Below are 18,871 nucleotides of genomic sequence, written 5' to 3'. Positions count from 1 at the left end.
GCACATAAGCCGTTTCGCAATCCAAGCGGCAGAGCGTATATTTACAAAACAATTCCGCAAGCCAACTTACCCACAAAAGAGGGAGTATTAGCCAGGCTCGCTTCTGACGAGGAAGTTCCACGCCAGAATTATCCAACACCCAAAGTAATCCAGCGAAATACCTGACACAGGTTACATCCCCTAAAAACTCTAGCGCCTGAATACTGAACACTCCCTCTTCAGTACCGCGCCAGCAGTTAACATATTCCCGCACCATTGCTCGAATCAGCAATGCAACAGCACTCACTGACGCAGCCTGAACGGCACGACAAGCTGTCCCCCGCATCGGCTTCGACAGGCATTGCGGGCAGCTTGCCACACGCCGCGCAGCATCTGGGATACACAAACTCAAGCCCATCCATCAACGAGCAAGATCAGGCCAAGCCAAAGACCGTTGGAGCACGTAAAGCCTCAGACGACGGCCCACCCCATTGCTCAGCTCCCCTTTCATTGTGCACATAAGGTATATTGCACGTCGCATGTCACGCTGAGAGCGTGTTGAATAGAGACCTTGGAGCAGGTGTATGGGTGCTGAACTGAACTATTTTGTGCACGAACGTGCATTGTGTGAATCGGTATCGATTGGCGCCGGCTCCAGAGTATGGGCGTTTGCACATATCCTGCCTGGAGCGGTTTTGGGCAAGGACTGCAATGTCTGCGATAATGTTTTTATCGAGAATGACGTTATCATCGGTGACCGGGTAACATTAAAGTGTGGCGTGCAGGTGTGGGATGGCATCACCTTGGAGGACGACGTGTTCGTTGGCCCCAATGTTACCTTTACCAATGATCTGTTCCCGAGAAGCAAAGTCTACCCTGATACGTTCCTGCGAACTGTCGTGCAGCAAGGCGCTTCACTCGGAGCCAATTGCACAATTCTTCCAGGGGTAACCATTGGGGAAAAGGCAATGGTAGGCGCCGGAGCCGTTGTCACTCGTTCAGTTCCCCCAGGAGCAATTGTCGTGGGCAATCCAGCCAAGGTCATCGGACATGTTGATGCCATGATCGCTCCGCCAGCTTCACCCGAGCCCGTTCCTGCAACGGATTCGATGGCCACATCGGTCAATGGGGTGACGCTCCACATCCAGCGTGAAATCATAGCGCCTCATGGCAGCCTCACAGTGAATGAGTTCGAGCGAGATGTGCCATTCAAGGTGCAGCGTTGCTTCCTTATCTACAATATGCCCGGCGAAAAAGCATGCGGCGAGCACGCTCATTTTAATTGTCATCAGTTTTTGATTGCCGCCAAGGGCAGTGTCCGTGTCATCGCTGATGACGGCGCCGTTCGCGAGGACTTTTTACTCGACACCCCGAACAAGGGTATCTATATCCCACCCATGACGTGGAGCACCCAGTATCAGTTCTCTAGTGATGCGGTACTGATGGTATTCGCATCGAACCATTACGACCCGAAGGATGACATCCGTAACTATGATGAATTCGTCCGACTTTCCAAACGTGATGCTTGATTCCATGCGCTAACGAGGCGATACCTAATCCGAACCGTGCTTCTTGAACACGCACCTTACGGAACAATCGCCACACCTCGTGAGAATCAGCCTGCTCTGAACCGGGCGGAGCCAAACCGCTTCATGGACAAGCAAGCAGGCAAACTTGGACACCTACTTGCACCTGCGGTCGTTACAGCAACCAGTGTTTCGACTAGCAGGCCTGCCCTGAGACAGGAAGGCTCCCGTATCGCCCTATGGAGCAGGCCCTTACCACGATCAGTGCCCTATCATGGATCTAGACGACGCTGAAGATAGATCCAATCTACTATTTCCCCTTCAGGGGTATAGCCACTCACCGTCTCCCTGAGTATTTGCCTGACGCGGTCATAATCGTCGGCGGTGACCGCACCCAGCAAATGGTCAAGCTTTTCCTTGAGTGTGTCCCACGGGATGTAGTCTTCATGCGCACTCATGATCTTCGGGTGACTGGTCGCAGCCACATTGTCGCCAATCAACAACTCCTCGTAGAGCTTCTCACCAGGACGCAAACCGGTAAATTCAATGGCAATATCGCCATGCGGGTTGCGTTCAGAACGAATGCTCATCCCGGACAGATGGATCATCTTCTCGGCGAGCTCTACGATTCTCACCGGCTCGCCCATGTCCAGAACGAACACGTCCCCTCCCCTCCCCATGGAGCCCGCCTGAATGACCAGCTGCGCCGCTTCGGGAATGGTCATGAAATAACGGGTGATCTTCGGGTGGGTGACCGTCAGCGGCCCGCCGGTGGCAATCTGCTTGTGGAACAACGGAATGACCGAACCCGAGGACCCCAGCACATTACCGAATCGGACCATGGTGAAGCGAGTCTTGTTGACTTGGGACACCTTGCCCGAATCAGCGAACAACACCGGTGCCAATTCACGGCTCAGCGCTTGCAAGGTCAGCTCCGCCAGGCGCTTGGTGCTGCCCATGACATTGGTCGGTCTAACCGCCTTGTCGGTGGAAATCAGTACAAAGTTGGCAACACCGGCCTGCAGTGCCGCTTGCGCGGTAAACAACGTGCCCATGACATTGTTCAGCACGCCTTCGGCAATATTGTGCTCGACCATGGGGACATGCTTGTAGGCCGCCGCATGATAGACCGTGTCCACATTCCAGGTCTTCATGATGTCGAACAGCTGCCCCTGGTTGCGCACCGATCCAAGGATCGGCAGGACGCGAACAGGCAGCGACTCACGGGCAATGCGCTGCTCCAGCTCGGAGAGAATGCTGTACAGGTTGAATTCACTGTGCTCGAACAGCAACAACGTTTTCGGGCCGAGCTGCAGGATCTGCCGGCAGAGCTCCGAACCGATCGACCCTCCCGCCCCGGTCACCATGACCGACTGACCAGCAATGCAACGCTCGAGCAGATCATCCTGCGCAGGAACAGCATCGCGCCCCAGCAAGTCTGCGATGTCGACTTCCTGGATATCGTCTACCTTCACTCGCCCACTGGCCAGGTCCATGAAACCCGGAACACTGCGCACGTGCAGGGGGAACCCCTCGAGGAATCCGAGAATTTCGCGCCGACGCGCCCGACTGGCCGAAGGGATGGCCAGCAGGACCTCCTGGGCTCCGGTCATATCGATGATGCGCTGGATGTGACGAGGCTTGTACACCTGCAGCCCGGAGATCACCCGGTCAGCGATGCTGCTGTCGTCGTCGATGAAAGCCACCGGGCGCATCACCTTGCCCAGGCGCAAAGCTGCGACCAATTGATTGCCTGCCGCCCCTGCGCCGTAAATAGCGACTTTGGGCAAACCGTCATCACGACTGGTGAATGGAACATGTTGCGAAGCGGCGTACCAGTCACCCAGAAAGTATTGGCGCATTGCCAGGCGCAGTCCGCCCACCATGATCAGGCTCAACCACCAGAAGTTGAAAATGATCGAACGAGGGACGACATGCTGGTGCCCGCTGTACCAATACACGACAAAACCGAGGATCAAGGAAGCCAGGGTAACCGCCTTGATGATCACGATCAGGGCGTCATTGCCAAAATAGCGCATCACCGCCCGGTACATGCCAAAGCGAATGAACAGAGGAATGCAGATCACCGGAGCACTCATGAACAGCCACAAATGATCCCTGATAGGGTTGGCTACCTCATCGATCCCCAGACGCACGACAAAGGCGAGCCACAATGCCGCCCAAACCAGCACTACGTCGGTCAAGACCTGGACCAGCCGCTTCTTGCCGCGCGGCAATCCCAGCAGTGATGCCCGCACCCTATCCATAAACCTCTCGAACACCTTTACCGCTCCCCTTCTGAACCTGACTTTCTACTTTGAGGTGGCTGCGGCAGACTGCCTGTGCACTGCGCAAGCCCTCGACGGCACCACCCTGGCGCCTGTCGGGAGTGCCTTCGGCAGCATGACTCACCGACTTTCATGAAACAACCATAAACGTGGGGAGGCGACCTTCCGCTCGCTGCGCGCACGGCCGATCCAGCCACGGGCCCTCAGCCCCTGTAACTCTGTGCAACCTGCTTCAAGGCGTCCGCCACCGAGATGGGAGGGGTCCACCCAAGCAATGACCGGGTCTTGCCGATATCCACCTGAAGCGAACCGCACAATCGCTGGGACAACGAGCGCTTGCCGACCGCCGAGGCGGCGAACTGCAACAGCACCGAGGGCACCGGCAGCAACCTTGCCGGCTTGCCAAGCGCTTCAGCCATTTTGCGCAGCAGGCCGGTTGTCGAAAGGTCGTCACCATCACTGACCAGGAATGTCTGGTTGGCCGCTGCCGGGTGATCCATGCAAGTGATGATCAGATCCACCAGGTTCCCGAGCGCCACCAGGCTGCGACGATTGTCAATTGCTCCAAATGGCAGCGGTACGCCTTTGTCCAGCCAGCGCATCATTGCCAGGAAGTTGGCTTTAACGCCCGGACCATAGACGAGGACGGGGCGGATGATCACTACTTCCAGAGAAGATCGCGCTGCCAGCGCACGCAACCCCTGCTCTGCTTCCATCTTGGAAATGCCATAGGGATCGACCGGAGCCGGCACGTCATCAGCATGATACGGTACGCCCTCGACAGTCCCTTCCCCGTTGACCTTTATCGAGCTGATGAAAATGAAGCGCTTGGCGCCTGCAGCCTCTGCCTGTCGGGCCAGATTCAACGTCCCTTCGACGTTGACCCTGCGAAAGGCCGCCAAGGGGTCCGCTTCGGTATCGTTCATCACATGCACCCGGGCAGCGGAATGAATAACCGTCTCAACCCCATGGAGGCAGTCCTGCCACTGGGTGTGCTCATCCAGCGATTCGATCCGCTTGACCATGCCCCCCGGCGCTTCGATCGCCGTTGAACTCCCTCGCAGCGCGGCCACGACGTTATCTCCACGCTCACGGAGCGCGTCAAGAACGGCCTTGCCGACAAAACCGGTTGCCCCGGTCAGTAGAACTGAAGCATTCACTGATTCTTGTCCTTGTACCTGATGGCATCGCAAAACTGTTGCGCTGCGTCAATTACTGCCCAGTTTGAGTTTCCCCGCCCTGGCCATGGCTAGCGCATTAACGCTCCAGCTGACCGGCATTGAACTTGATGGCCAACAGCACCAAGGGTGCATAGGCAAGCACAAGGCCGACGACGCCATCAAGCCCTCCCAGTCCAACCCACAGCGCGATAGGCAGCAACCAGGCCAGGTTGATGGTCAGCAGCGCCAAGGTTACCGGCAGATGCTTGCCGTAGCGACGCGACGCGTACTGGTAGCCATGGCTGCGATGGGCTTCATAGACCTTGTCGCCACGGAGCAGGCGACGCAGCAAGGTCCAGGTGGCATCGACAACGAATACCCCGAGCAGAATCAGCCAGCTCCACAGCCATTGTGCGGAAACTGCGGCAGCCTGCAAGGACAGGATACCCAGCGTTATGCCGAGGAAGCCGCTTCCGGCGTCCCCCATGAAAATGCGCGCAGGCGGGAAGTTCCAGGCCAGAAATCCTGCCACGGCCATGGCCAGCACCAGCGGCAGCATGGCTGACGCCGCATGCCCGTCCAGCCAGTAGAGCAAGCACCCACCGAGGCAAGCCGTGATGGCCTGGACGCTGGCAAATCCGTCGATACCGTCCATGAAATTGTAGAGATTCAACATCCAGACCAGATAAAAAGCGCCCAGGATGTAGCCAATCACTCCCAGCTCGAAGGTGCTGCCAAACAGCTCGACAGGCGGCAACCCACCCAACCAGTACAACGCCCAGGCTGCTGCGAAAAAGTGACCGAGTAGACGCCAACGCGCCGCGATATGGCCATGATCATCGAGAAAACCAATGATGGCGACCGCCAACCCCGCACCGAGCAGAGCGAGGCCTTGAACGACCTCGACAGCCCCATCAAGCATCATCCACAAGAGCGCCGCGAGGAAACCGACAACAATGGCGACTCCGCCCCCTCGTGGCGTCGGCACGGAGTGCGAGCTTCGCGCATTGGGCACATCCATCAGGCTGCGAGCCAATGCATAACGCCTTAGTACCCAAGTCAACGTAAACGCTGCCAACAACACCACAATCGAACACAGAAGCCAACTGATCATCTTTGCGACGCACTCCGATAAATTACTGAACCACGAGACTTCTCATAAACACCTTCCCTCACTGTTCAATCAGCAAAGCGCGATGTGCCTCCTGGCAATGGATCACTCGTTGAATGCAGCAGCTGCATCCCGACTGGGTAAACTTGTGTAAGAAAAATCTGATTTCCGGAACAGGACGCAGCCTGAACGGTGGATCGATCGCCGCCTTTACGGTTGACGACAGCAACCTAGGCGGACGACGAGGTGACTGTACAGTGTACTTCATCACACTGGGCAAGCGCACCTTCAAACCCGCAGGATACCTAGCCAACCTAGAAGAAGAGCGCGCATCCGGACAGCACCCGTCGGGCCAGCCGCAAGCGTAGGCCAGAGGATGCTGCAGCGCCGCTGCCGAAGGCCGATGTATGTCTTCTAGGTTACAGGCACATCCGCTTGGTCTTATAATGCGCGCCTTAAAGGCGCAATGCCGACCTGCGCGATCGCTCAGGCTCACGGCACCGCAGGGCACCAGGCCGCAAAGACACATTCGACATGCACATTGGCAAGATCCAACCAGAGGTCCACCGCATTGCAATGCACGCCGACAACCACCCGCTCGACCTGCCGGGTACTTTGCAAGGTAGCCGATTGAACGTTTAGCCGCCATGCACATTCCATCCGCCACAAAACCGCAGCACTCAGTGCTTGAAGTCTTCCCGTGAAAGACAGCCATTTGATATCACGCCACCCCACGGGTTAGGGACAGGGCAACCTCCACGCCGCTCAGTGACGCGCACATCAAGACAAGGGCAAAGCAGGCCCACCCTTGATTGAAAGTCAACGCTGATTGTTAATTCACCAACCAGATAAATTTAAAGGACCTAAATATGCACATCCCGTTTCTTGACCTCAAGGCTATCAATCAGGATTGCCGCGAACAATTGATTGAAGCAATGACGCAGGTGCTGGATTCGGGTTGGTATATTCAAGGCAAGCAACTCGAACATTTTGAGGAGCGTTTCGCTGGCTACTGCGGCAGCCGGTTCTGCCTGGGTGTTGCCAACGGCCTGGATGCACTGACCCTGACGCTGCGCGCCTGGAAGCTGATGGGGAAATTGCAGGCGGGTGACGAAGTGATCGTTCCAGCCAACACTTATATCGCCAGCATCCTGTCCATTACTGAGAATGGCCTGGTACCTGTGCTGGTCGAACCCGACCCCCAGACTTTCAACCTGTGCCCGAAAAACGTCGAGCAGGCCTTGACCGCGAAAACCCGAGTATTGCTGCCTGTCCACTTGTATGGGCAGCTTGCGGACATGCCCGCGCTCCTGGAGATCGCAGCCAAGCACCAACTCCTGGTCCTTGAAGATTCGGCACAATCGCACGGCGCAACCCTCAATGGCAGGAAAGCCGGGAACTGGGGTGATGCATCCGGCTTCAGTTTCTACCCTGGCAAGAACCTCGGCGCCCTGGGCGATGCCGGCGCTATCACAACCAGCGACCCCGAACTGTTCCAGGTGCTGAAAGCGCTGCGCAATTACGGCTCCCATGAAAAGTACAAGAATATTTATCAAGGCGTTAACAGCCGCCTGGATGAGCTGCAAGCCGCAGTACTCAGTGTCAAGCTTGATTATCTCGACCAGCAAACAACCCAGCGCCGCAATATCGCCAACCTCTACCTGAACAACATCACCTGCAGCGACATCACCCTGCCATCGGTTACCAGCGCCGAACAGCACGTATGGCATCTTTTCGTCATCCGCACCCAGCATCGAGAAGCCCTGCAACAACACCTGGCATCACAAGGCGTGCAGACCCTCATTCATTACCCGATCCCGCCTCACAAGCAACAGGCTTACCCTTCACTACAGCACCTTCAGTTGCCGATCACCGAGCAGATGCACGAACAAGTGCTCAGCCTGCCAATGGGGCCGACCATGACCGAAGAGCAAGCCATGCATGTTGTTCAAGCATGCAACAGCTTCGCACCCGGGGCCTGATCTTTCCCCATGAACCTGATCAAGACAAGCGCGCTCAATGCTATAGCCGTTATCATAAAGATGCTGACCCTGCTGGGCATCAACAAAGTACTGGCCGTCTATGTCGGGCCCGCGGGCTATGCCGCATTGGGTCAGTTCCAGAATGCCGTACAGATGATAACAACCTTCGCCAGCGCTTCGATCAATACCGGTGTGACGAAGTACACCGCCGAGCATCACGATGATGAGCCGAAGCAACACGCAATCTGGCGCACTGCTGGCACCCTTGCGCTTGCAGGCTCGTTATTTTTCGGCTTGCTGGTTGCTCTGTTCAACAAGCCACTGGCTGCATGGTTTCTGAAAGATTCCGCGCTGGGCGGCGTTTTCGTGTGGTTCTCCGTTGGGCTGGTATTTTTCAGCTTCAACACCTTGCTGCTAGCGGTCCTGAACGGCAAAAAGGAGATTCCCCGCTACGTCGCCGCCAACATTGCAGGCAGTCTCTTTGCCCTGATTGCAACCACACTCATGGCCATGCAGTTCGGCCTGTATGGTGCCCTTGTTGCGTTGGCCATCTACCAGTCACTGGCTTTCTTCGTCACCTTGGCAATGTGCTGGAAACTGCACTGGTTCGATGTTCACCATTTCATCGGTCGCATCGACAAGGCCTCGGCGCTGAACCTGTCAAAGTACGCAGCCATGGCACTGACCTCCGCGACCTGCGTACCGGTCAGCCTCATCCTGGTTCGAGACCATCTCGGCATCACCTTTGGCTGGTCGGCAGCAGGCTACTGGGAGGCCATATGGCGACTGAGCGCGGCCTACCTCATGCTGATCACGACCACGCTCAGTGTCTACTACCTGCCGAGGCTATCAGAACTCAAAGACAAGCAGGAAACATGGCGCGAGCTGTCGCACGGCTACAAGGTCATCATGCCAGTCACCATGGCGGGAGGCCTTGTCCTGTACTTCATGCGGGACATTGTGATCGGCCTGCTCTTCACCCGCGAGTTTGCGCCGATGCGCGAGCTTTTCGCATGGCAAATGCTCGGCGACACACTGAAGATTGGCGGCTGGATCCTGGCCTACCTGGTCCTGAGCAAGGCAATGTATAAATTCTACATCGCCGCTGAAATCATTTTTTCCTTCAGTTTCGTCGGGCTTACCTGGTGGTTGACCGGCCTCTTCGGCATGCAGGGCGTTGTCATGGCTTACGCCATCAACTACGCACTTTACTGGCTGATAATGGCCATCTACTGCACGAAATTTCTAAAGAACTAGGACACGGTTATGTTGAAGACCCTATGCGTTTTTGGTACTCGACCGGAAGCAATCAAGATGGCGCCTGTCGCCATTGCCCTGGCTGACGATGTCGAAATCGAAGCGAAAATCTGTGTTACCGGACAGCACCGGGAAATGCTGGACCAGGTGCTTGGGCTTTTCCAGCTGACGCCGGATTTCGATCTGAACATCATGAAGCCTGGCCAGGACCTGACGGATGTCACCGTCAGAATTCTCGAGGGACTGAGGGGGGTGTTCTGCGAATTCAAACCCGACGTGCTGCTCGTTCACGGCGACACCGCCACGACCTTCGCCGCAAGCCTTGCCGCCTATTACCATCGAATCCCAGTAGCCCATGTGGAAGCCGGACTTCGGACCTGGGATATCTATTCTCCCTGGCCAGAGGAAGGCAACAGGAAGTTGACTGGCGCGCTGGCCAACCTGCACTTCGCCCCCACCTCCACCTCCCAGGATAATTTGCTCAAGGAAGGTGTAACACCCAGCACCATCATGATCACTGGCAACACCGTGATCGACGCCCTGATCTCGATCACCGAGCGCCTGAGATCTGACCCAGCGCTACGGGCAGAAGCCGCCCGGCCGTCTTCCTTCATCTCACCTGATCGCCGCATCATCTTGGTGACCGGACACCGCCGGGAAAGCTTTGGCGATGGATTCGAACGCATCTGCGAAGCACTGGCCCACATTGCCAAGACGCACCCGGATGTCGATATCATCTACCCCATGCATCTGAACCCAAATGTTCGGGAACCGGTCAACCGCGTGCTCAAGGGTATCGGCAATATTCACCTGATCGAGCCCTTGGACTATCTGCCGTTCGTTTACCTCATGGAGCAGTCGTACCTGATCCTCACCGACTCCGGCGGTATCCAGGAAGAAGCCCCATCCCTGGGCAAGCCTGTGCTGGTAATGCGCGATACCACGGAGCGGCCTGAGGCGCTGCAGGCAGGCACGGTAAAACTGGTAGGCACCAATGTAGATGTCATGATTGCAGAGGTGGAAGAACTGCTGAACAGCCAAGCCGCTTACGATAAGATGTCCTTCGCACACAACCCCTATGGTGATGGCCAAGCCTCCCATCGGATCACCAAGGCATTGAAGCAGTTCTTCGACAAGTAAACTGACAGGGACGTTTTTTACCTGCAACGAAAACCTAAACCGCATGGTTTAGGTTTTTTCTTTACAAGAAGGTGAGCAGTGGATTCAAAAGCCTTGAACCTGGCCAGCCAGGAAAATACTTGGATACAAAATCTATTTTTACTGGCTATCACGCTAATTTTTTTTCCTATTCTCCCGGGACTTTCCGAGACACAACCGATTCTACTACTGGGCCTGGGCGGGCTGTGCTTGCTATCCGGTCGCCTGAGTCTCAACACTTACACCGTCATTTTTTTTTACTTTTTCGCACTATTCATTACCGCCCTGTTTATTTCGAACTTTAACAATGAATACCTCTCCGAGCTCTCCAAGCTTCTCCTCGTACTACTGTTAGTCGTATTGGCGTACCCCTGGATTGGTTACGGCAGCCGAGGCTTCTACAAGTTTTTCATAGCAATTCACCTGTCGATTGCAATCCTCGCCACGATGGGCTGGACCTCCTGGTTATCCAGCTATTTTGGCCGCTACACCACACTAGAAGGCGGAAGAGGCATCTCCTACCTCGCCAGCGAGCCCTCTTACGCGGCAACCTATATTTTCTATATCGCACTCGTCTATACGCTAGGCTTGAACAAGGGCGTATTCAGTTCACGCCTGACCCAGGCCATCCTGCTGCTGCTGCTGCTCAGCACGTACTCGCTGATGGGGTTTCTCTTCTTCATCCTGGTACTTGCAATAGACATCTCACTGGGCAGAGTCTACAAAAAGATCATGATGGGCATTCTGACCCTCTTGGGTGGCGCGCTCTTCATCATCACTGTCGAGCGGGTCACAACAGAACTCATTCCATTGATGACTGCCCTGATATCGAACGACGAAGATATACTGAAACTCGCCTTAAATTATCCAAGTGCCAGCACCCGTTTCATCTTGAACGGGGTAGCAATGCTCGACGGACTCGAACGGATTTTAAGCTTCCCCGGGCAGCCTTTTCATGTCGCGCTCCCCGAGATCCTTGCAAAATTTGGGCTTAGTCCGATTCTCGAGCGACACGAGGTTATTGGCACCCTATACAAAGCCGGTGTCGAACTAAAACCCCAGGCACTGTTCCCCTATGTGGTTTATATGTTCGGACTCCTGGCATTTCCATTGCTGTTACAACCGACACGCGTCACACTGGGTGTATTGGCAGCTAGGAAGTACCTCTTCTTCATGGCCTGCCTGGCATTGATGTTCATCTTTTTCTTCTATCAATCCCAGTACGTCAACCCTGTACAGTTTTTCACATTCATCATCATTCATAAATTTTTCAGCCACACGGAGGGAACCCGGTGAAGGTCGCCTTTTACAATCCAAGCCGGATAATAGGCGGTGCAGAGCATCTGTTTTTCAGGCTCTATACGCTCTACAGGCAGCAAGGCCACACGTGTAAAGTAGTTGATTACGCAGAGGGTGCACTCTCACAACTGGGTGCAGCTGCAAGTGATATCATACCGATTACATCCGTTCGCCGGACATTCTCGGTTGATTGCGACCTTTTCATACTGCCTCCCAACATGGCCTATGAAGCGCTTTACAACAGTGACCTCAAAGGCAGCACAAAAATTGTCTTCTGGTCGCTCCACCCCTACAACTGTGTACCTATTCTGCCACTGGCTTTTTATAAGAAGCTCAATGCCTCCAGCTTTGTGAAAGCACTGATCGACTACACCTTCCTGGCCCCGCAGATCCGCTACGCTCGCACATTATTCAAAGACGCCTCGACGCGAAACGCCTTGCTGTTCATGGATGGCGAAAATTATAGTTTCGCCCAAAAATTCATCCACTCTCCCTTGAATAGAACATTTCTCCCCATCCCCTCACCGACAATTACCGAAACCAGAACCCCGCGTGATCCCGAGCAGCGATCGGTGAATTTTTTCTGGGTCGGGAGATTGGTGGATTTCAAGATCGGCGCACTGAACAGACTGATTGTCGATCTCGACGCATGGGCAATCACTCAAAAGTTCACCGTTACCCTCCACGTCGTCGGCAGCGGCGAAGCGGAAGGGCAAATGCATTCAGCCACGCATCTGAAAATCGAAAAACATGGACACCTGAATAATCAGCTGCTGCACAAGAAATTGGCTGCCGAAGCAGATGCTGTATTCAGCATGGGAACCTCCGTGCTGGAGAGCGCGGCAATAGGAGTACCATCGTTCATTACAATGCCCACCTACGCCAACCTCGGCGATGAACGCTCCTACCTCCCCTTGCCTGAAACCAAGAGCTTTGACTTGGGAAGCTTCTCCATCAGTGAAGGTCTTCTGAACTTTGATAAACTGGCCAATGGAGCGTTTTTCAACGAGCACTTCGGCGAGACCTGCAAGCAATATGTGCTCGAGCATCACGACCTGACGGAAATCGCTGCACACCTGCTGGAATTCGGCCAGCGTTCAACACTTCTCTTCAGCGATGTTCGAACTGCATATCGGAAACGCTTCGCCTCCCGTTATTTATTCGCAGCCTTGACAGGTAAATGAGTTTCAGCATGCGCATCTTATTTATTGGTACCGAAGTATCCTTGAAAAACAGCCCTGAGGGCATCGTGTCCCGAGCCTTGGTAGAAGGCTTCATCAAGAACGGATGCACGGTAGACCTTGTCTCTCCCGTGCTGCCCGACAGCATCGCCGGTGTCTCTGAATATTTCACATACGACGCCAAGGAAAACTTTTTTGTAAACAAACTACACAAAAAAATTACAGGATTTGAAGGGGGTGGGTTCTATGATTATTGCTGCAATTTAATCGACAGTATCAACCTCGAAAATTACAATCTTGTCTTCATCAGAAGCGACCCGGTCTCCCTGCACAAAATCGCACTTCACGTCAACGAAAAATCCAGCATCCAATGTGTATGCTCCTTCGGCGATGTGGGCTCGGTCAATCCGTACTACAAGGGCGGACTGTTAACTCAGTTGCGCAAGAAGAATCTCGTTGATCTTGAGCAAAAGATTATCGGGCGCGGAAATATCATCACCCAAACCAACCAGCGAAGCATCGACCTTTACCAGGAAGCAGGCTTCGATATATCACGCTTTCAGGTACTGCCAAATCCTATCGTTAGCACCGTAGACAGAAGCCAGCCACTACTGAGCGCAGAGGCGTTAAGCGGGTATTCGCCTGCGATTGCCGAATGCTACAACGAGGTCAGTAACGCATCGCTTAAGCACACTCATAATGTCGCGTTTATCGGCTCCTTCTATGGAGAGCGCAAACCAGATCGCATGCTCGACTACTTCGCTGATCGGGAAGACGTTGCACTACATGTATTTGGTGGCGTGAGGAATATTCTTTTCGAAAAGAAAGGAATGCTCTACCAATGGATGAAAGAGAAAGGACTCAAGGAATTGAGAGATAACGCCAAGAAGCGTGGCGTCAAGAATTTCTATATCTGGCCATTTATGCCAATCGCGTTGATCAACAGCTTGATCACCAATCGATTCGATGGCCTGATCAATGTCGATGCGGACTTCAACCCCAATCCATTCCTGTCATCAAAAGTCGTACAGTACCTTAGCTATGGGAAATCAGTTTTCAACTTCAGCAATGAGGGCGCCACAGTCGATCTGTTGAGAGAATCTGGTATAGACTACTTTATCGACTATTCATCACCGGCAAAAGACAGCCGTTCCTACGAGGCTCTCTCAGCGCTTACCCGCCCGAAGGTTGACTTGGCAGACTACTATTCTCGTGAAGCTGTGACTCGACGCTTCCTTAATCATCTGGCGGTGAAGTAGGCAGATGCAGGGCCGTGGTGCCAATGGATTGAAAATCGATCAACGTCTGATCGAGTGCACTGCGGCTCTTCAATCTAGTGTCCCGCCTCGGAAATGCGTTCCCTTTTGGTGCGTGGCCTGGGTGTCCGGCCAAGGCGGTGCCATAAAGAGAACGTATTTCCGAGACGGGGCACGAGTACTCGACAGATACCATTGATAAACCGCTGCCGACCAATGAGATCATTCACGTGCTGAACGCGAGCCTAACTGCAGACTGAGTAAATTTTTTACTCAGAGCGGATTCGCCAACCTCAAAAACTCATCATAGTTCCGAATATAGTCTTGCTCGTCATAGAAGTCACTTGCCAACACCAAGAGCACACAGTCCTCAGTAAAATCATGCATCTCATGCCACATCATTTTACCGATGAACAGCGCCTTGTCAGGTGAGTCGAGTACAACCTCCTCCACCTGGCTACCATCGTTCATCAACATGCGGCACCCTCCAGACACACACACAGCCACCTGCTCCAACGCCTTATGAGCGTGGAATCCGCGGGAAACACCCATTTGCGTAGCCGTCAGGTAATAAACACGCCGGATGTCAAACGGGATGTTCTTGCATGCCTCCAGGACATTCAGGCGCCCCCGCTCATCACCCAGTACCTGCACATTCATAAAACTGATCAAGCTCATTCTACCCATCCTGTTTCTCTCAGCACCTGATTGCTGAGGATTGTCCGATAAACTGCGAAAACCCGACAAGGAGAATCCGCCAAAACACTAATAGCGAGGTCGAGCCTGGCATTAGCCAATACGAACGGATTCGCCTTGGGAGAGACTCGCTGGCACTTGAACATCGAGGATCTTGCTTCTGAGATAATGGGAACGGGCCTTCATTACCGAGAACTGGTAGCGAATAAAGGCCACCAATATCCCAGCAACCAAACCGAATACCACCCCCAGCATCACGACCAATAGTCTCTTAGGCTTGAGGGGCGAATCAGGTGGAATCGCTCGCTGATCAACGGAAACCAACTGCACGCGACTGTAGTCGGTTCCCAGACTACTTAACCGCGCTTCTTCCGCTCGCAGCCCTTGAACATCACGCAGGAACAGGTCCTCGTTCGAACGCCGACGCAGAATCTCTACTTCCCGGTTTGCCTGAAGCAATTGCAGCTCCTTGGCGATCTCGGCAATTCGACCACCGGTAAAATCGTCATTCACCCGTTTCTGCAATGTGGACAGCTCCGCCTCCAGGGCATCCGTACCCAGGAAATAGAGAGGCGTCTGTTGGCTATTGACCTCGGTTCGGATCACGTTGGCAGCGCCTGACAAACCGCTATCGGCAAGTGCAGATGGGCTTGAGGGCTTCTTTATGCCAAGACTGCGTGCGATAGCAATGGCTTCGTTCAACTGACTGATTCGGTCTCCCCGCAAAATCTTCAACTGCAATCGCAATGCCTTGAGTTCATCCTGAAGTCTTGCACGCTTCAGGTTGTCAGCCTCTTGCAAGGTGGCAACCCTTGTCTCTTTCTCAATTTGATAGGTAGAACGAGCGAAGTCAATTTTTCCTTTGATTTCGGAGATTCGGTTTTTGATAAGCACGTTCAAATCAGCTGCAATATTCTGCCGCTCGACCTCAATGGCATAATCTACGAAACCATTAAGAATACGCACACCATCGACACCCTGGGGATAGTTTACCTTCAACTCTACCGTGCGATTAAAGTCTTCTGCAGTACCCGTATCAATCAGCTCGAAAGCGGGCACCGCCTTATTGAAGGCTTCAAAATTCTCTTCAAGCGGACGACCCGGCTCAATATAGTTCCCGAAAAGCGCCTCATTATCCCGAAAAAAATTAAGACGCATCTCGTAAGAGCTGAGCGAGGCTGCCACTTTTGACAGTGCGGCGCCAGGTGGAAGATTATAGATCTTGGTTCGATTCAACGCATCCAATTCATTCACTGCCGCCGGACGCAGGGTACTGGTTACTTGGTAAACAGGCGTGGCGAAAAGTGCATAACCCAAGGCACAAGCGGTTACGATGGAGGCAACAGCTGCAATAAGCCGCTTTTGCCGAAGAATGCCTTGAAAAGAGGCGTAGATATCAATATCACTGCCAGCAGATTGCACCGGCACATCAAAATAACCGCTCAATGTCGTATCCATCATGGAAAATGTGACTGCCTGGCATGCTTACCTCTGCTCCTGAGCTCATGCGGGCAATCAGGCCAGACATCTACTCAGATTCCACGCCGGCCTCCATGCGCTCAGGGCGTTGCGCACCCCGTACTCTTGGCAGTCTGACATCAATCGTGTTCAGCCACAACTCATGCAACCTAGGGAAACTCATCAGATGAGCGTCCCTTTCCCCAAGGACCAGTATCGAGCAGCATTCGCGAACGGTACGCCCCACTCAGTTCACTACTCGATCGACCGTAACCTGGACGTCTGATCTGTTTCAGTCGCAAATGCCTCACGCCAGATCATCAGCGCGCACACCATCCCCCCCCCAAGGAGCAAGCCACCCAGAAGACCGAAAACAAGTACCAGGGGCTTGTTTGGCTTGATGGGTTGGTCGGGCAGCTCAATTCCACCATCTGGGCGGAATACCTGAATGTCTTCCGCCTTGAAACTCAGGCCACGATAGAATTCGAGGTCTGCCTGCTTTTTTCTCAAGTTCTTTATATAGGGATCGTTGGAGGTGCGTTTTTCAAGATTGTCGATCTCGGAGAGTATCGCCCGACTACCCCGCATGTAGGTCAGCGACCCCGTCATATCGGCAGAAAGCTCGGCAACCAATCCTTTGGAAACCAGGGGTGGCTGCTCAAGACCAATGGACTTGGCAATTTCCAGCGCCTCCTTGAGTTGGGCAATTCTATCCTCACGGCTTTTCTGAGCACTTTCCTGAGCGATAGCAATCTGCTGCTCTATATTTCTCGCAATAGCAAGTGCGTCGCTCCGAACATCATTCAAGATATCTTTTTTGGCCAGGTCACCCGCCATCCCGGCATAGCGCCCAGCCCAATCAACCGCCACAGAAGGGTCGCTAGCCTTGACACTTATGGAGTAAACATCTTGAAAACTCTTGCTTGCCTGCGTCACTTCTATAACTTTCAAGAACTTAGCATATTGCTCATCCCTGGAGTAGGAGCTGCTGTGTTCTTCTGTAATTGCTGGCAAATAGACATCATTAAAGAAAACTCGCCGCAATGATTCTGACTGCAACGCCCGCAAATAAACATCATAAATATCTTTAGACGTAAGTAGCGAAAGCCCAGACTCGCCACCTCTTCCGTAATTCAAGACAGTTATATCATTTTGAGTAGGTGGACGAACAAACGTCTTGACTTCATAAACAGGTTTCGCGATGAGAATATAAACAATGGAAAGCACTAAAAAAAATAGCGTTATAGACACTAAAAAAACACGTCGCTTCCACAACTCCCCAACAACCTTTCTCAACTCAATCTCTTCAACATTCTTCAGGTAACCGCGATCACTACGCATTTAACAATTTTTTCCTTAAGTCCAGGCTTATATATAATTTTATGCCTTAAGGTTTACTAACTCTATCCACCCCGCACGGGTGTGGTTAGCCAAGCTATCACACAAGCTTCAGACGACACCTTGCGCTACCAAGAAAGCGTAGTGGACCGTGCGGAGACGATGCAGAGCAATTATTATACCAAATAGTCATATAAAATCGATTAAACAGGCCAATTCATGACTTAGAGACACCCTGGCGCGCTGAGTTCCGCTCCCCCCCCTCCTCTCGTCGCATTATTCAGACAATGGTGCTCAAACCCACGGATGCTGATCCAGCAGTCTGCGTCAAGACACTATTTTAGGAGTTGTGGATGACATGGATTCGTTGACAGATTGGGAGTCTGCGCTACCCCTCAACTCACTCGATAACCTTTGACAGAAGTCACCCTACTGCCATTTCAGATCACACCCTGAGTATATTGGCTCGCTATGTGACGGCAGGGCGCCAGGAAGCCTGACCGGGTGCTGTGACCGAACACCACTTACCTGAGCAAAAACGAAAACAGCCTAACTGGTGGACAGTGTAGCCTCGCGGGCCTTTGAGGGAATCCTGCGCCTTGCGCGCAACAGCCCGTAAGCCCCCAACAACGGCCCCACCGCCAGGCCGATGACCAACGCGGCCAGTATCCATACCGAGACCGGTATCGCGGGTGCCGACCAGCCAAACAAGACCAGAGGGACTGTCGCCTGGTTCTCCAGTACAAAAAACATCACCACAGTCACCAACAGCAGTACGAACAGCGCCACAAGGACGCGCTTGAGGTTACGCATCAGACTGCTCCTTCACTCACAGGGGCTCATGCTCATCTTCATTGACCCGATCACGCAGCTCCTTGCCGGGCTTGAAGTGCGGCACGTACTTGCCTTCGAGGCTGACCGACTGGCCGGTCTTGGGATTGCGCCCTACCCGCGGTGCACGGTAGTGCAGGGAAAAGCTGCCAAAGCCACGGATCTCGATACGATCCCCTGTCGCCAGGCACTGCGACATCTGCTCAAGCATGGTCTTGATGGCCAGCTCGACGTCCTTGGACGAGAGCAGCCCCTGATGGGTGACAATACGTTCGATCAGCTCCGACTTCGTCATATTTTTCCCTTCGTTATCAAGCAGCTAGATCATTGCTTAATCAGTTTGTAGCACGC

16 protein-coding genes are annotated in these 18,871 nt (G+C 53.7%); 8 read left to right on the top strand and 8 right to left on the bottom strand.

Translation table 11 applies throughout. From position 1 onward, the window contains the following. The first annotated feature begins 563 nt into the window (after positions 1–563). A complete protein-coding gene (locus tag HU735_RS27255; RefSeq protein WP_186712811.1) occupies positions 564–1,508 on the top strand; it encodes a WxcM-like domain-containing protein in 945 nt (314 codons plus the stop codon). Between the two features lie 269 nt (positions 1,509–1,777). Here HU735_RS27255 and HU735_RS06145 read toward each other — a convergent pair whose 3' ends face one another. From HU735_RS06145 to HU735_RS06135, 3 genes are all read right to left on the bottom strand, one after another. Next, entirely contained in the window at positions 1,778–3,772 is a 1,995-nt protein-coding gene (locus HU735_RS06145) for a nucleoside-diphosphate sugar epimerase/dehydratase (RefSeq protein ID WP_186712861.1), read from the bottom strand. A gap of 224 nt (positions 3,773–3,996) precedes the next feature. Further along, the gene (locus HU735_RS06140) at positions 3,997–4,953 is read right to left on the bottom strand and encodes an NAD-dependent epimerase/dehydratase family protein (protein ID WP_186712810.1); all 957 of its coding nucleotides are present in this window, start codon (positions 4,951–4,953) and stop codon (positions 3,997–3,999) included. Between the two features lie 97 nt (positions 4,954–5,050). Beyond that, complete coding sequence (locus HU735_RS06135) at positions 5,051–6,067, bottom strand: glycosyltransferase family 4 protein (protein WP_186712809.1); 1,017 nt, start codon at positions 6,065–6,067, stop codon at positions 5,051–5,053. Between the two features lie 113 nt (positions 6,068–6,180). Here HU735_RS06135 and HU735_RS06130 point away from each other — a divergent pair, with 113 nt between their 5' ends. The 7 genes from HU735_RS06130 (at position 6,181) to HU735_RS06100 (ending at position 14,200) form a co-directional block, all read left to right on the top strand. Next, on the top strand, positions 6,181–6,432 hold the full coding sequence (locus HU735_RS06130) for a hypothetical protein (protein ID WP_186712808.1): 252 nt from the start codon (positions 6,181–6,183) through the stop codon (positions 6,430–6,432). 501 nt (positions 6,433–6,933) lie between these two features. Further along, on the top strand, positions 6,934–8,046 hold the full coding sequence (locus tag HU735_RS06125) for a DegT/DnrJ/EryC1/StrS family aminotransferase (protein WP_186712807.1): 1,113 nt from the start codon (positions 6,934–6,936) through the stop codon (positions 8,044–8,046). 9 nt (positions 8,047–8,055) lie between these two features. Beyond that, entirely contained in the window at positions 8,056–9,303 is a 1,248-nt protein-coding gene (locus tag HU735_RS06120) for an O-antigen translocase (RefSeq protein WP_186712806.1), read from the top strand. Positions 9,304–9,312: 9 nt separating this feature from the next. After that, on the top strand, positions 9,313–10,443 hold the full coding sequence (wecB, locus tag HU735_RS06115; protein WP_186712805.1) for a UDP-N-acetylglucosamine 2-epimerase (non-hydrolyzing): 1,131 nt from the start codon (positions 9,313–9,315) through the stop codon (positions 10,441–10,443). Between the two features lie 78 nt (positions 10,444–10,521). Then, positions 10,522–11,757 carry a hypothetical protein gene (locus HU735_RS06110; RefSeq protein ID WP_186712804.1) on the top strand — a complete coding sequence of 412 codons (1,236 nt, stop codon included), beginning with the start codon at positions 10,522–10,524 and terminating at the stop codon, positions 11,755–11,757. After that, positions 11,754–12,944: a glycosyltransferase gene (locus HU735_RS06105; RefSeq protein WP_186712803.1), complete on the top strand. Its 1,191-nt coding sequence runs from the start codon at positions 11,754–11,756 to the stop codon at positions 12,942–12,944. Before HU735_RS06110 ends, HU735_RS06105 begins: the two co-directional genes overlap by 4 nt. 8 nt (positions 12,945–12,952) lie before the next feature. Then, a complete protein-coding gene (locus HU735_RS06100; protein WP_186712802.1) occupies positions 12,953–14,200 on the top strand; it encodes a hypothetical protein in 1,248 nt (415 codons plus the stop codon). Positions 14,201–14,470: 270 nt separating this feature from the next. Here HU735_RS06100 and HU735_RS06095 read toward each other — a convergent pair whose 3' ends face one another. The 5 genes from HU735_RS06095 to ihfB form a co-directional block, all read right to left on the bottom strand. Then, on the bottom strand, positions 14,471–14,875 hold the full coding sequence (locus HU735_RS06095; RefSeq protein WP_186712801.1) for an FdtA/QdtA family cupin domain-containing protein: 405 nt from the start codon (positions 14,873–14,875) through the stop codon (positions 14,471–14,473). 111 nt (positions 14,876–14,986) lie between these two features. Beyond that, the gene (locus HU735_RS06090) at positions 14,987–16,354 is read right to left on the bottom strand and encodes a Wzz/FepE/Etk N-terminal domain-containing protein (RefSeq protein ID WP_238349756.1); all 1,368 of its coding nucleotides are present in this window, start codon (positions 16,352–16,354) and stop codon (positions 14,987–14,989) included. Positions 16,355–16,606: 252 nt separating this feature from the next. Continuing rightward, positions 16,607–17,692, bottom strand: coding sequence for a Wzz/FepE/Etk N-terminal domain-containing protein (locus HU735_RS06085; protein WP_186712800.1), 1,086 nt, complete (start codon positions 17,690–17,692; stop codon positions 16,607–16,609). 546 nt (positions 17,693–18,238) lie between these two features. Next, on the bottom strand, positions 18,239–18,502 hold the full coding sequence (locus HU735_RS06080; protein WP_186712799.1) for a LapA family protein: 264 nt from the start codon (positions 18,500–18,502) through the stop codon (positions 18,239–18,241). Positions 18,503–18,518: 16 nt separating this feature from the next. After that, positions 18,519–18,815, bottom strand: a complete 297-nt coding sequence (gene ihfB, locus HU735_RS06075) for an integration host factor subunit beta (RefSeq protein ID WP_186712798.1) — start codon at positions 18,813–18,815, stop codon at positions 18,519–18,521. Between the last annotated feature and the right edge of the window lie 56 nt (positions 18,816–18,871).

Origin of the sequence: Pseudomonas sp. BW16M2, assembly GCF_014268865.1 — a bacterium.
Taxonomy (GTDB): Bacteria; Pseudomonadota; Gammaproteobacteria; order Pseudomonadales; family Pseudomonadaceae; genus Aquipseudomonas; species Aquipseudomonas peradeniyensis.
The sequence above is the reverse complement of the archived record's forward strand: the minus strand, read 5'-3'. Positions and strand labels throughout refer to the sequence as shown.

What these genes read in the sequence shown, in the direction of transcription:
- HU735_RS06085 (WP_186712800.1), bottom strand. Translation starts at nt 17,692, where the DNA reads ATGCGTAGTGATCGCGGTTACCTGAAGAATGTTGAAGAGATTGAGTTG.
- HU735_RS06130 (WP_186712808.1), top strand. Translation starts at nt 6,181, where the DNA reads ATGCAGCAGCTGCATCCCGACTGGGTAAACTTGTGTAAGAAAAATCTG.
- HU735_RS06135 (WP_186712809.1), bottom strand. Translation starts at nt 6,067, where the DNA reads ATGATCAGTTGGCTTCTGTGTTCGATTGTGGTGTTGTTGGCAGCGTTT.
- HU735_RS06120 (WP_186712806.1), top strand. Translation starts at nt 8,056, where the DNA reads ATGAACCTGATCAAGACAAGCGCGCTCAATGCTATAGCCGTTATCATA.
- HU735_RS06095 (WP_186712801.1), bottom strand. Translation starts at nt 14,875, where the DNA reads ATGAGCTTGATCAGTTTTATGAATGTGCAGGTACTGGGTGATGAGCGG.
- HU735_RS06090 (WP_238349756.1), bottom strand. Translation starts at nt 16,354, where the DNA reads ATGATGGATACGACATTGAGCGGTTATTTTGATGTGCCGGTGCAATCT.
- HU735_RS06100 (WP_186712802.1), top strand. Translation starts at nt 12,953, where the DNA reads ATGCGCATCTTATTTATTGGTACCGAAGTATCCTTGAAAAACAGCCCT.
- ihfB (WP_186712798.1), bottom strand. Translation starts at nt 18,815, where the DNA reads ATGACGAAGTCGGAGCTGATCGAACGTATTGTCACCCATCAGGGGCTG.
- HU735_RS06125 (WP_186712807.1), top strand. Translation starts at nt 6,934, where the DNA reads ATGCACATCCCGTTTCTTGACCTCAAGGCTATCAATCAGGATTGCCGC.
- HU735_RS27255 (WP_186712811.1), top strand. Translation starts at nt 564, where the DNA reads ATGGGTGCTGAACTGAACTATTTTGTGCACGAACGTGCATTGTGTGAA.
- HU735_RS06145 (WP_186712861.1), bottom strand. Translation starts at nt 3,772, where the DNA reads ATGGATAGGGTGCGGGCATCACTGCTGGGATTGCCGCGCGGCAAGAAG.
- wecB (WP_186712805.1), top strand. Translation starts at nt 9,313, where the DNA reads ATGTTGAAGACCCTATGCGTTTTTGGTACTCGACCGGAAGCAATCAAG.
- HU735_RS06080 (WP_186712799.1), bottom strand. Translation starts at nt 18,502, where the DNA reads ATGCGTAACCTCAAGCGCGTCCTTGTGGCGCTGTTCGTACTGCTGTTG.